Source organism: Bacillus sp. THAF10 (assembly GCF_009363695.1).
Classification (GTDB): Bacteria; Bacillota; Bacilli; order Bacillales; family Bacillaceae_I; genus Sutcliffiella_A.
Map to the genome: position 1 here is coordinate 1,322,634 of NZ_CP045403.1, position 12,841 is coordinate 1,335,474.

The 12,841-nt window shown below is 34.9% G+C and carries 18 protein-coding genes; 10 read left to right on the forward strand and 8 right to left on the reverse strand.

Annotated elements, in window-relative coordinates; all coding sequences use genetic code 11:
* Positions 1-3 precede the first annotated feature (3 nt).
* Genes rfbC through rfbD form a run of 3 tightly spaced genes read left to right on the forward strand, consistent with a single transcriptional unit; the run spans position 4 to position 2,389 of the window.
* Positions 4-552, forward strand: a complete 549-nt coding sequence (rfbC, locus tag FIU87_RS06925) for a dTDP-4-dehydrorhamnose 3,5-epimerase (RefSeq protein ID WP_152443903.1) — start codon at positions 4-6, stop codon at positions 550-552.
* A 10-nt stretch (positions 553-562) separates the two neighbouring features.
* Positions 563-1,516 carry a dTDP-glucose 4,6-dehydratase gene (gene rfbB / locus FIU87_RS06930; protein WP_152443904.1) on the forward strand — a complete coding sequence of 318 codons (954 nt, stop codon included), beginning with the start codon at positions 563-565 and terminating at the stop codon, positions 1,514-1,516.
* A 36-nt stretch (positions 1,517-1,552) separates the two neighbouring features.
* Positions 1,553-2,389, forward strand: a complete 837-nt coding sequence (rfbD, locus tag FIU87_RS06935; RefSeq protein ID WP_152443905.1) for a dTDP-4-dehydrorhamnose reductase — start codon at positions 1,553-1,555, stop codon at positions 2,387-2,389.
* Position 2,390: 1 nt separating this feature from the next.
* Here the strand turns inward: rfbD and FIU87_RS06940 are convergent, their stop codons facing one another.
* The 8 genes from FIU87_RS06940 to FIU87_RS06975 form a co-directional block, all read right to left on the reverse strand.
* Positions 2,391-3,056, reverse strand: a complete 666-nt coding sequence (locus FIU87_RS06940) for a glycosyltransferase domain-containing protein (RefSeq protein ID WP_152443906.1) — start codon at positions 3,054-3,056, stop codon at positions 2,391-2,393.
* 6 nt (positions 3,057-3,062) lie between these two features.
* Complete coding sequence (locus FIU87_RS06945) at positions 3,063-3,800, reverse strand: class I SAM-dependent methyltransferase (RefSeq protein WP_152443907.1); 738 nt, start codon at positions 3,798-3,800, stop codon at positions 3,063-3,065.
* Between the two features lie 28 nt (positions 3,801-3,828).
* Positions 3,829-4,545, reverse strand: a complete 717-nt coding sequence (locus FIU87_RS06950) for a GT-D fold domain-containing glycosyltransferase (RefSeq protein ID WP_152443908.1) — start codon at positions 4,543-4,545, stop codon at positions 3,829-3,831.
* Positions 4,538-5,842, reverse strand: a complete 1,305-nt coding sequence (locus tag FIU87_RS06955; protein ID WP_152443909.1) for a nucleotide sugar dehydrogenase — start codon at positions 5,840-5,842, stop codon at positions 4,538-4,540. Before FIU87_RS06955 ends, FIU87_RS06950 begins: the two co-directional genes overlap by 8 nt.
* A 12-nt stretch (positions 5,843-5,854) precedes the next feature.
* Positions 5,855-6,673 carry a hypothetical protein gene (locus FIU87_RS06960; RefSeq protein ID WP_152443910.1) on the reverse strand — a complete coding sequence of 273 codons (819 nt, stop codon included), beginning with the start codon at positions 6,671-6,673 and terminating at the stop codon, positions 5,855-5,857.
* Positions 6,674-6,754: 81 nt separating this feature from the next.
* A complete protein-coding gene (locus tag FIU87_RS06965; RefSeq protein WP_152443911.1) occupies positions 6,755-7,030 on the reverse strand; it encodes a hypothetical protein in 276 nt (91 codons plus the stop codon).
* Between the two features lie 131 nt (positions 7,031-7,161).
* A complete protein-coding gene (locus tag FIU87_RS06970; protein WP_152443912.1) occupies positions 7,162-7,917 on the reverse strand; it encodes a hypothetical protein in 756 nt (251 codons plus the stop codon).
* 136 nt (positions 7,918-8,053) lie between these two features.
* The gene (locus FIU87_RS06975) at positions 8,054-8,788 is read right to left on the reverse strand and encodes a BMQ_0737 family morphogenetic spore coat protein (protein ID WP_152443913.1); all 735 of its coding nucleotides are present in this window, start codon (positions 8,786-8,788) and stop codon (positions 8,054-8,056) included.
* A gap of 179 nt (positions 8,789-8,967) precedes the next feature.
* Between FIU87_RS06975 and FIU87_RS06980 the strand changes: the two genes are divergently transcribed.
* From FIU87_RS06980 to spoVAE, 7 genes are all read left to right on the forward strand, one after another.
* Positions 8,968-9,771 carry a hypothetical protein gene (locus FIU87_RS06980; RefSeq protein WP_152443914.1) on the forward strand — a complete coding sequence of 268 codons (804 nt, stop codon included), beginning with the start codon at positions 8,968-8,970 and terminating at the stop codon, positions 9,769-9,771.
* A gap of 90 nt (positions 9,772-9,861) precedes the next feature.
* Positions 9,862-10,011, forward strand: a complete 150-nt coding sequence (locus FIU87_RS20980) for a hypothetical protein (protein ID WP_172970982.1) — start codon at positions 9,862-9,864, stop codon at positions 10,009-10,011.
* Positions 10,012-10,067: 56 nt separating this feature from the next.
* Positions 10,068-10,421, forward strand: coding sequence for a DUF1360 domain-containing protein (locus FIU87_RS06985; RefSeq protein ID WP_301538659.1), 354 nt, complete (start codon positions 10,068-10,070; stop codon positions 10,419-10,421).
* Positions 10,422-10,528: 107 nt separating this feature from the next.
* Positions 10,529-10,978: a YhcN/YlaJ family sporulation lipoprotein gene (locus FIU87_RS06990; RefSeq protein ID WP_152443915.1), complete on the forward strand. Its 450-nt coding sequence runs from the start codon at positions 10,529-10,531 to the stop codon at positions 10,976-10,978.
* A gap of 9 nt (positions 10,979-10,987) precedes the next feature.
* A complete protein-coding gene (gene spoVAC, locus FIU87_RS06995) occupies positions 10,988-11,467 on the forward strand; it encodes a stage V sporulation protein AC (protein ID WP_152443916.1) in 480 nt (159 codons plus the stop codon).
* Positions 11,467-12,480 (forward strand): stage V sporulation protein AD, encoded by a 1,014-nt coding sequence (gene spoVAD / locus FIU87_RS07000; RefSeq protein WP_152443917.1) that lies wholly within the window; start codon positions 11,467-11,469, stop codon positions 12,478-12,480. The genes spoVAC and spoVAD overlap by 1 nt, the downstream gene beginning before the upstream one ends.
* Complete coding sequence (gene spoVAE, locus FIU87_RS07005) at positions 12,480-12,836, forward strand: stage V sporulation protein AE (RefSeq protein WP_152443918.1); 357 nt, start codon at positions 12,480-12,482, stop codon at positions 12,834-12,836. The genes spoVAD and spoVAE overlap by 1 nt, the downstream gene beginning before the upstream one ends.
* Positions 12,837-12,841 lie beyond the last annotated feature (5 nt).

The following is a 12,841-nucleotide window of genomic DNA, read 5'->3' on the forward strand; positions in this document are numbered from 1 at the left end:
TGTTTGGAAATAATTGATACTATTTTTGAGGAAGCAAAGTTAATCAAGGTCAAAAAACATGACGATAGTAGGGGCTATTTCCTTGAATCATTCAATGAAAAAGAATTTCATAAGAGTGGGCTTCATTATCAATTTATTCAAGATAATCATTCCTACTCTATGCATAAAGGTACATTAAGGGGTTTACATTATCAATTAAATCCTTGGGCTCAAACAAAGCTTATTAGAGTTATTGCTGGAGAGATAATGGATGTGATTGTTGACTTGAGAAAGTCCTCTAAAACTTATGGGAAATGGCAAAGTTTTATTCTTAATTCAGCCGAGAACATACAACTACTAGTTCCAAAAGGTTTTGCTCATGGGTTTTGTACATTAACAAAAGATACTCATGTATTTTATAAAGTAGATAATTATTATTCTAAAAAACATGAAAGAGGGATTATCTGGAACGATAAATCCCTCAATATTAGTTGGCCATTTGATAAAATTATAGCTTCTGAGAAGGATAACAATCTTTCGTCATTTCTAGATTGTGAGAATAATTTTTTCTAAAGGAGGATTTATGAATATACTAATAACAGGGGGCAGTGGATTTATAGGTAGTAATTTTGTAAGACATATGCTACAAAAATACAAGCAAATTAAAATAATCAATTTAGATTGTCTTACTTATGCAGGAAATATGAAAAACTTAGAAAATGTTAATGATTCCTTAAATTACCAATTTATTAAAGGAGATATAAGAGACAGTGATTTAGTTGAAAAAATTCTAAAGAAGAACGTGCATGCAGTAATAAATTTTGCTGCAGAAACTCATGTTGATCGAAGCATCGGTAACCCAAAATTATTTTTAGAAACCAATATTATCGGTACACAGGTTTTACTCGAAGCTTCAAAAAAATTTGGTATAGAAAAATTCATTCAGGTGTCAACGGATGAAGTTTATGGAACTTTAGGCGATATAGGGATGTTTAGTGAAAAAACTAATCTTTCTCCAAATAGTCCTTATAGTGCAAGTAAGGCAGGCGCAGATTTCCTTGTTCGTTCCTATAATAAGACCTATAAATTACCAACAATAATAACAAGGTGCTCAAATAATTATGGTCCATTTCAGCATCCTGAAAAATTTATTCCTTTAATATTAACAAGGGCTTTAGAGGATAAAATGATTCCTATATATGGTGATGGTAGTAATGTCAGAGATTGGTTGCATGTAAAGGATCATTGTGAAGCAATAGACGTTGTATTAAATAAAGGAGCGGTAGGTGAAGTTTATAATATTGGAGCTAATAACCAGATAAGTAATCTCGATCTTGTAAAATTAATATTGAGGTTATTAAAGAAAGATGAAGATCTTATTTCCTATGTAGAGGATCGAAAGGGACATGATAAACGTTATGCAGTTAATGCCAGCAAAATTAAGAATGAACTTGGTTGGTATCCTAAAATCAAGTTTTTTAATGGATTAAATCAAACGATTGCATGGTATAGAGAAAATGAATCATGGTGGAGGTAATTTTGCATTCATAGCCTAAAAAAAGGTGTGATGATAATGAAAGTGTTGGTGACAGGAGCAAAAGGTCAACTTGGCTTTGAAATAGTGAAAATGCTAAACAAGAAGAAGGTGCAAACTATCGGTTTAAATAGATTAGAATTGGATGTTACAAATAGAAAAAAGGTGGAAGAATTATTATGGAAGCATATGCCAGATGTCGTCATTCATTCAGCAGCATATACAAATGTTGCATTAGCAGAGAAAGAACCGGAAAAAGCCTATCAAGTTAACTCACTAGGTGCAAAAAATGTAGCAAAAGCTTCCGAATCAATTGGAGCTAGTTTATGTTATATTAGTACAGATTACGTATTTGACGGTATGAGTAAATCACCTTACACCGAAACCGATTTACCAAATCCGCAAAATATTTATGGAATGTCTAAATATCTTGGTGAAAAAAATGTTCAAGCACTTTGCAGTAAATATTTTATTGTAAGGACTTCATGGCTATACGGATCAAATGGGAATAATTTTGTAAGAAAAATAATTGAAAAAGCGGAATCCTCTAATGAAATTGAAGTAGTAAATGATCAGTTTGGAAGTCCGACATACACTAGAGATTTAGCAATATTTTTACTTGAATTAATAAAAACAGGCAAATTCGGCATATATCATGCTACTAATTCTGGAAGTTGTTCATGGTTTGAATTTGCCAGTGAAATATTTAGAGAATTAAATCACCCAGTAGTGATTAAGGCTGTTAACTCTGATAGATACATTAGTCATGTATACAGACCTAAAAATTCAGTTTTAGATAATAGCGCTATAATAAAGAACGGATTTAATGTTCTACCAAGCTGGCGCGAGGCTTTAAAAGATTTCCTTACAATTTAAATTACTTCAAGTGTTTGAATATATCTAAATAATTGTTATCGTAATATGTGCCTTCATTAATGATTTCAAAGTTAAAATTGTTTTTCCATGCACAATAATTAAAACTGAGCTGATCTCGCTTGCTAAATAATAGTATCTGTTCCCACCAATCCTCCATTAGTTTCCTAACACCTTGGTCGTTATGCTTTCGAAGAATTATTGGGCTTGCAATTAATCCATTTCGTTTTGGGTAACCCTTTTGTCTATAGAAGTTACATTGTTTTTTCGCAATTGCATATTCTTCTTTTCTAAAAGCAACAACTGCCTTTGCTTCCTGATAAATACAATTCCTTTGAGGGTGATTATACACAGCAAGGTTTGATTTAGTAAGATGCTTATTTAATAATTCCACCAAATCCCCTTTAATTAAATATCTGCCATCTATCCATATGCTATATTCATATTCCTTTAAAAAATGATGAGGTAGTATTTTGTATTTTCTTGCTTTCCTTGTATGATCTAAGGTTAATGTGTTATCGATTAAACGAACCTCCCATATATCTGACACCAAATCCTTATTATCCGTAAAGCAAATGTAATCAACATTTGGGGAAATAAAAGTAGGTTCTTTTAATGAATCATAATTATTTGTAATTGCCGTATAAACTACAATTTTACGATTATTCATAACTAATCACCTTTTTTTGTTTTTGAAATATTCTTTCTCTGCAAATCTAAGTTTTTGTTTTATAACCTTCTGAAGTTTGTATTCGTTGTTAGTAGGAAAAAGGACTCCAAGACCATGAAATAGTTCTGTTGACTCAAACCCAACAGGCATCTTTGTACTTTTAAGAAAATCCTCAATTGCGGTCATAACACCATTCTGTTTACCGCCTTCAAATAAAGCGTTATTTAAATGTGAATTTTTTACATCCCTGGAATTGTTACTCTTTATTAACTTACTTTTTCCTTCTTTAATACCAAGCTTTGCGTATGGCTTTCTAAATTCCTGGGGAATTAATTCTGGATTATAATACATATCTCTTCTTCCGTACGGCCATGAGATATCATGTAAGAAAATTAATGGAAATTGATTTTTTTTCAAAGTCTTAGTTTCAATTATTTTTAGTTCATTAAAAACAGTGTACCAGTTATGGTCACCATCAATTAAAATCACATCAAATTCATCAATTTGTGATAAAGCATTCAAACTTATATCTTTATAAAAAGTCATAAAGCTATGTTGATGTTGTAGTTCAGAAATATCAATTAAAGGAGCGGGATCAATTCCTATATAATTGCATCCTTTTTGAGAACAATAATTTATTAGATTCTTTGTGTTAAGACCGCCTGCTACTCCAATTTCTACTATAGAATTTACTGAGCAATAATCTAGTAGGGGTTCTACTATATCTTTCCAATATCTATTCATAAAATCACTCCATCAAATTGAGTTTTAATTATTTCATTAATACCTTGTTTGATCCTTTTCCAAAATCAATACATACCTTATCAGTTGCTTGTGCAATCCTTTGGGCTAGAATAACAGCATTTACACCACAACATATTAACGCAATATCAAATTTATCTTTATTAGAAATGGCAAAGTGTATGGTTTTTTCTATTTGACTGTAATCTCTAAATGAAGTACAGACTTCTATTCTCTGACTATAGGGTTTTTCAGTTAAAATATTCTTCAACTCTACTGGGTTTCTGTAAATCAGTAAAATTCGCTTACCTCTTATTAGCTTCCAAAACATTTTATCCTTTGCAAAATCCCTGTTTATACATGCATCACAAATAGTTTTAGGCTCAATGTTATGAAATTTAAATATTTTATCAGTAAGTTTTCTTTTCAGTCGAGGTGAAGCTTTTATTCTTCTATCATTATTAGGTAATATCCCAACAATAGAAGCTTCCCTAATAGATTGTATTAGTTCATTTTTTAGTTTTAAATTTGGTAGATTTAATCCTTTTTTACCTTTGTTTGCACGCTTACTCCATGTGAGAGATAATACTTTTTTCATAGGTAAGACATCGTCTTGAGCTAATACTATATTTTCACCATCTCCAATTCTTACCAATGATAAAGGCTTACCTATATTTAGAGCAGTTTTTATTTCGTTTAGCACATCTTTATTAGTTAAGAACTTCGAGTTTAAAGAAAATTTATCCATAATTTTTACCACCAAAGTAATAGATGTTTTCTTTAAAATCAAATTTATTGGTTACATTTCGTGTGTCATAAATTAAATTAGCATGATTAACTATTGTTTCAAGAGGGATACACGAGTGGTCTGTTAATATAACTACTATTGATGCCTTCTTTATATTTTCTACTGTTATTGGAATACTGTGTAATGTCTGATTATTTATTGTTACGCTACTTATATATGGGTCGTGGTAACTTACTTCAAATTTCAAGTTGTTCAGTGATTCCATAATTTTCAATGGTACTGATTCTCTTATATCACCTACGTCCTTTTTATATGTTATCCCATAGATAAGAATCTCTTTATTTTCCATTTGTGTGGTGAAATCAATTATTTTATTAATAATGTAAGATGAAATATTATCATTTATCTCTTTTGTAAGTTGCAATAAGTCGAAAGAGAATCCTTTTTGTTTAGATAACCAACTAAGGTACATGGGATCAACTGGAATACAATGGCCACCTATGCCTGGACCTGGGTAAAAGGGTTGAAAACCAAATGGTTTGGTACTAGCAGCGTCTATTACTTCTTTTGCACTAATATTGAGTTTGTCGCAAAGCATCGCAAATTGGTTGATAAAAGTAATATTGATAAAACGATAACTGTTTTCTAATAACTTAGTAATCTCAGCGGCTTCTGTGGAGCTAAGAGTAATAACTTTTGAAAAAATGGTGCTGTATAAATTTGCAATTCTGTTCTTACATTCTGAAGTAACTCCGCTAACTATTTTTGGTATCACTTCTAGTTGTACTGCATTCCCAGGGTCTATTCTTTCAGGAGAATAAGATAAAAAAAACTCTTTTCCTGCTTTGAAATCTTCTTTTTCAAGCAACGGTAATACAACGGTATTAGTTGTACTTGGATAGGTAGAGCTTTCCAAAACAACTAACTGTCCCTTTTGTAAGTGAGCACTTATTGAGAGGCAGGCTTGCTCTAGGGAAGTTAAATCTGGCTTCCCTTCTAATGTAATGGGAGTAGGAACACATATTATTATGACCCCTACATTCTTAATCTTCTTGTAATCGGTGGTTACACATAGTTTTCCTGATTGTATTGCTTCTATTAATTCTCTGTTATCAATATCCGCTATATGGCTGTATCCTTCATTTAAACTGTTGACCTTAGCAGGATTATTTTCAATGCCTGTTACTTTAAAACCTTTTCTTATTAATAAAAGAGACAACGGTAAACCCACATAGCCTAATCCAATAACCGCTACACTTTTTGATTCGTAAGTGTTATCAACATTTTTAAACTTCATCCTCTTTTCCACCTATACATTAAAATGATTCCAAATCCAATCACCATATGTTACTCCTTTTGATCTATATTGAAGTGAGCTAACGTTTATATTAATTAGACCTTTAATTGTCATGTTATTGTCACCATATCCGAAGACCCTAAGAACTAACGGCTGATCTAGGAATTGATAGTCATTTTTTTTGAATTTTGAATGTGTTAATCTATGGCTAGTAAATGCAAACTTTGAAAACTTACTTTTATCTCTTTTAAAACTTAATGGAAGTTCATTGGTATTGAAATAAATAACACTGCTCGATCCACAATGGAGATAAAACCTTTTTGTAACCCAAATTTCTTTTATATTTGTATTTATCATGAAGCTTTCACGGATAATGAATGCTTTTTTTAATGGAAGAGAGTTGAGATATTCAATAAATTTATAATGGATTAAATCATCTGCATCTAAGTGCATATAATAACCATTAAAGTGAATGGTTCTTAAATAAGCTCCAATCAAAATACGTTTTTTCCTTTTATCTAAATTAAAGCCTTTTGGGCTAATTGGAGGTTTGAATGGAGAGCTTATCCATTTTACCTTTTCATTTTCAATTTCTGCTATTTTAGGTTTTTCGTGACCTGCCACAACAATAAGAAAATTTGATTTTGTATTATTAAAAATAGATCTTAATGTATTGGATAAGTTTTTTTGTACTATTTCCCAATTCTTGCACACTTTCTTACTCTTGAAAGAAATACCAAAACAAACAATTATAGGCTCTTTTAGAGGACTTGTTTTTGGAATAAGAGATTCAAATTGATTAAGGCGTTTATCAATAATACTTCTAGTCAAAGGATCACCTTCTTCTAAAAATAAACCCTACCCTGAAAGGGGTAGGGTTTAAGTAAAAATCTTAATTCTATTAAACTGCCATTATCCTGTGATTTCAGGTAGCACTGCAATGATATCTTTGCAGCAAACATATGATAAAGTACCATCTTCATTAGTTACAGTTACAATTCCTGTTTCTTTATCAATACAAGCAATAGTTACGTTTTCAAGGTCATCTCCTGCAATCAAGCGAAGTGTTACAGTGTCACCTCTAAAATCTTTTAGGAATTTACTGCAAAAGCACTCTAACTTACGATCTTCAACCGCCTCAACCTTTTTCTTGCTACAACAAGCCTTATACTCATAGTATAAACTCATTTTTTTGCCTCCCTCTAATTTTGAGTTATTAGGAATTTTACTTCCTACATTAATGTATTCTTAGAGGGTTTATCTGCTAGGGCTAATACCTTAGTACAAGCGCCTTTTTTCTAGTAATCTAGTAAGTTGGCCTATGGGTGATGAATGGATAGTTTGTTTTTGGAGGCAAATGGATTTGGTAGGTTTTCTCCGTAGATAAAGGCCTCCAATGTAAGTTTGCCTTTTGCTTCGCTTGGTATTGATAGCTCAAAGCCTTTAAAGGAGAGGGTTTGGCCTGCAGAAAGATGTGGTGATTTGGTGGAGCAGATCCAGTATTCTCCGTCGTTCTTGATTTTTGTTTTCCAGTCGTCTGTTGCAAATATCCAGTCAACGGCTTGGTTATCAAGATCTTGTTTTAAAATATTGGATGTGGCAATTTTTCCAGATAGGCTTGCTGTGTGAGGTGGGGAAAGCTTTAAGCAAAGAAGTAGATTTTCAATATCCTGTGAGCCTGTGTTAGTAATGTGAAGATCGCCTATAACGGTTAGGTTGGTTTCGTCTTTATCTGGCAGGATGATGGCGTAATTAAAGTAGCCGTTTACATGAAAAGTCGTTTGAGATGCTATGGGTGTTGTTTTTTCTTTTGGTGAGGCATATACTTTTCTTTCTTCCTCAAGCTCCACTTCTAAGAAGGTTATTTTGTTATGGAGCTTGCTGATTTCTTTGTGCATTTCAGAAAGGTCATTTTCAATTAAATCCTTCAATTTCGTTTGAAGATAGCCATTTCTAACTTTTTCTTTTTCGAGCTGTTTATCTAGTTCTGCAAGCATTTGTTTGTATTTGGAAAGCTCCGATCTATAGTGAATAATCATTTGTTTTGACATTTGTAGGTCTTGATTTGATGACATAATGGTATCCCTCCTTGTTTTATTTTATGTAATCATGTGCTGTCACATGATAAACCAAAACCACCATCAAGTCCCAGTAGTCCTGGACCTTGATGGTGATTAAAAGGTATGATATCTTCCTTTATTAAATAGGGTATTATCTACGTCTTCTAGTATGTGCTGGGAATATCTCAGGACATTGTGGTGGGAATTCTTTGATAGGGCATAGTAGTCCTTCAATGATTTCTTCACGTGGTCTGCAGATTCTAGCTTCTACTTCTAGTTTTACGTCAGCTTCCATTTGGATGTCTAGGCACAAGATTAAGTTGATGTCTAGTTGAGAAAGATCTGGTGTAGCGATAAGGTTCGCGTCACACTCAAAGAATGTTACATGGCAGTCAAGCTCAGTTCCTTCTGGTGCGCAAAGTAAGAATGTTTGCACTGTTGCGAATGGAATTGGTGCTGAGCAACATACTACCTGACCCATTTCATCTACGATATGAACAGTTACATAGCCTTTGATTAGAACCTTCACGCGCTGCAGGATGATCTCTGTGCCGTCGATTTCTACTTCAACGTCAGGACGTCCTCCCGCTTGCTCGATTTCTTTGCACACAAGACCTTTATGATGACGGTGATGGTGATGTGATAACGTATCAATTCTATGACCGTTATCATCGGATAAGAAGCACTTAACAGACAATGGTCCTAATTTTTTATCACACAAAATGTCTGCTATGTTGTCATCTTCTTCGTGGTCTAGGTTACATGCAAAAAGGCCATCAAGGTCGTTTTTGCAGATAGGTTTTAGTGCAACATCTAATTGGCGAGTAACCCAGTCGTAAACCTTTCGAGCCTTTATACAGACTCTTTCAGTTTCGTTATGACTCACTAAAAACTCCTCCTATACTTTTATTACCCATTTGGGTTACGGGGCTACTGTATAGTATGAATTTGGTGGGTAAGTGTGCCGAGACAAAAACCCAAATTTCTTTTTTGCAAGTTTGTAGTCATATTCTTGGCTTTAAAGGAATTACTTGTAAGAAGGGAGAGTTTTTGGGAGGGATAAGCATGAAAAGCTCTGATAAAGACAACAAGGTGATTTTACAGCAGAAGATTATTCATCTTGGTGCGGAAGTACGGCGCCTTACTTCCGATATAAAACGGCTGAAAAGCAAAGAATTTTTTAAAAAGGTAGAAAGTGAACGCTCAGAATATAAATCCACGATTCGTTTTTTAGAGGAACAATGTCAGATACTGAAAGAGAAAAACAGTGCAATGCTACATGAAGCAAATCAGATTAAAAAAGAGCTTTCTAAATGGAAGGAAGATAATCAGACAAAGCTACTGACCATTAGCGGAGAGTTTAGTGCGTTGAAACAACAATGTGAAAAGGAGCGGGATGCTCATTTAAAGGCCATAGATGAAAAAGAACGTCTTCAAAGTGAAATGGAAGAATTACAAAGAGAACTAGCCAAACAAACAGAAATAAATGAAGACCTGGAAAAAGAATACGATATGGTCAAGGAAACGGTCAAGGTGCTCATTGAAAAAATCGAGCGCTCCAACAGAGATCAAAGTGGTTATCAGATAGTAGCAGAAATTAATGAAAAGCTGGAAAAGGAAAACATGCACTTTCAAAAGGAACTAGAGGAGCTACAAACAGAGTATAAAAGTCTGAAGGATGAAAACAGCCTTTTGGTGGAGGACATCGAAAAGTTAAATATGTGTGTAGGTGATTTGGAACAAAAAAATGACACGCTCGTCCATGACTCCACCTCTGTTTTGGGTTTAACAGAAAAAAAGCAGAACACTTTCACAGAAAGCAAGAGAATGCAGTCATGGTTTTATAATAATTTGAAAAAAAACAATTAAGCAACCGTTCTGGTACAGGCGCGGAAACCCTTTTTGTTATCCATGCATAAGATGATAGTATCTTAACTATGAACAAATGGAGGTTTTCGCATGAAGTATCATTATTCTCACTCCAACCATTACGCAAAGGAACCGATGCAAATCATCACTTCTTCCAAAACATTAGCACAAAAAAAGAAGAAAAAGTCCTCCGGATGTAATTGTGGAAAAAAGAAAAAAATCATAACGGAAGAATTTTAATTCATTACTATTTCCCCCTTTCATACATATTATCAATATGAAAGGGGGAAATTCTTTTGTTAGAGAGTTGGTTTTGGTTTTTAATGCTAGGCTTAGCAAGCTTCCGAATCACACGATTAATTGTGTTTGACAAAATAGCAGGGTTTATTCGTAAGCCTTTTCTAGAAGAACGGGAAGAACAAAATGAGCACGGCGAGATAGAAGAGTATATTGTCATAAAAGGGAAGGGCTTAAGACGCTGGATGGGAGAGCTTCTTAGCTGCTATTGGTGCACAGGTGTGTGGGTAACAACGGGATTGTTTTTATTGATTATGTTTTATCCTATGGCCGGTAAGCCGGTGTTACTAATTTTTGCAGCAGCAGGAGTAGCGGGAATAATAGAGAGTGTCGTGGAAAAACTGATAGGATAAAAGTCCTCTTTTTTATGAGGGCTTTTTTTGTTGATGGAACCATACATATTTTTGACGAAGGATTAGAATATTAACCTAAACAAGGATGTTGTAAATGGGGTGAAAAGATGAGCGGAATTTTACGTATGCTTTGTATCTTACTATTTTTTTTAAGCGTAATAGGTTGTGGCAATGGAGAAGTGAAGGAGCGCATGGAGGATACACTTTTGCGCACATCGAATGCTAAAGAGGAAACGTCGAGTAAAGAGAAGCGAGCAGAGGAAATTGCAAAGGATTTTAAAGAAGTTAAAGGGGCAGTAGCTTTTGATACAGAAGATGAATTGGTTGTTGCCTTTCACGTAACACAATACCAAAAATTCTTTACAGAGAAGATTGAGAAGAAAGTAAAGAAAGCCTTAGAGAAGGAATTTCCTGATGAGAACGTTGTGGTGTCACATGACATGAAAATGCGTTTGGAGATAGAGCGACTTAGAAGAGATATTGAACAAAAGGTTGTTCCTAAAAAAGAATTAGAAAAAAGAATAGATAAAATGAAAACATTACGAGAAGAAAAGTAGGAGGTGGCAATGGTGAGTGGAAAAGATTCTAAGCTGTCACCAGAGCAAAAGCAATATCAGCAATTTGAACAAAAGAGAGAGTTGAAAAGGCCAGTTTGGAAAAATTGCGTTGTAGCCTTTTTCGTGGGTGGCCTATTTTGCATCGTTGGACAGGCAATACAGCTGTTTTATATTTATTTTTTTAATTTTACGGAAGTGACAGCGGGAAATCCTACTGTAGCAACGATGATATTTATTGCCATGCTCTTAACAGGCTTTGGAGTATATGACCGGATTGCTCAATTTAGTGGAGCAGGAAGTGCTGTACCTGTAACTGGCTTTGGAAATGCGGTAATTTCAGCATGTATTGAACATAAAACAGAAGGATATGTGCTTGGAGTGGGATCCAATATGTTTAAACTAGCTGGATCGGTTATTCTTTTTGGCGTATTCTCCGCCTTTGTCGTTGCACTAATTAAAACCACCATCATTTCCTTAGGAGGGATTTAATGCTACAGGGAAAGCAATCATGGCTGTTTTCTAATAAGCCAGTTATTCTCTCATCAGCGACAGTTGGTGGACCATTTGAAGCAAAAGGACCTCTAGCAGATGATTTTGATCGACTACATAAGGATCTATGGCTAGAGCAGGATAGCTACGAAAAAGCACATCGTATTCTGTTGGAAGAAGCATGTCAGACGGCAGTAAAAAAAGCAGCCATTGACTTATCACAGGTACAATTTTTACTTGCGGGCGATTTGATTAATCAGATGACACCTTCTAACTTTGCGGCAGAAACATTAGAAATCCCTTATCTTGGCGTATTTGGTGCCTGTTCTACTTCGATGGAAGGATTGGCATTAGCAAGCTTTATGGTGAATTATGGTGGGGCAAATTATTGTTTAACAGGAGCGTCAAGTCATAATGCAGCGGTGGAAAAACAGTTCCGTTATCCAACAGAATACGGAGGACAAAAGCCGCCAACTGCCCAATGGACGGTTACAGGAGCTGGTGTGGGACTTATCAGTAATACAGGAGTAGGTCCTTGTGTCACGGCTGCTACAATAGGAAAGGTAGTTAATATGGGACTGAAGGATCCGTTTAATATGGGTGGGGCAATGGCGCCTGCTGCTGTTGATACCATTTCCGCCCATTTTAAGGATACAGGCAGAGATCCTTCCTATTATGATCTAATCATTACAGGCGACCTTGGTGAAATTGGTAGGCAGGTTTCCTTTGATTTATTAAAGGAACAGGGATTACAAATAGAAGACCAACAATACCAGGACTGTGGATTGAAAATCTATGATAAAAGTCAGCCAGTTCTCGCAGGGGCAAGCGGACCAGGTTGTTCAGCAGTTGTCTTATATGGACATTTACTAAATGAAATGAAAAAGGGCACTTATCAACGTATTTTAGTGGTAGCAACCGGTGCGCTGCTTTCTCCTGTGTCCTTTCAACAAAAAGAATCGATTCCATGTACCGCACATGCTGTGGCTATTGAAATGGGAGGGATGCACTGATGCTATTATCATTTTTCTGGGCGTTTGTTGTTGGCGGTTTGATTTGTGTGATTGGTCAAATAATGTTTGATGTATGTAAGCTGACACCAGCTCATACGTTAAGTATCCTCGTTGTTAGTGGCGCAATTTTAGATGGTCTTGGCCTATATGAACCTTTAATTGCTTTTGCAGGAGCTGGTGCGACTGTTCCTATTACGAGTTTTGGAAATTCTCTCGTCCATGGTGCACTAGAAGAAGCACAAAAACATGGATTTGTGGGGGTTTTAACAGGGATGTTCCAGGTGACGAGCTCAGGTATTTCCGCTGCGATCGTGTTTGGTTTTATCGGAGCATTACTTTTCAAACCGAAAGGATAATGAAA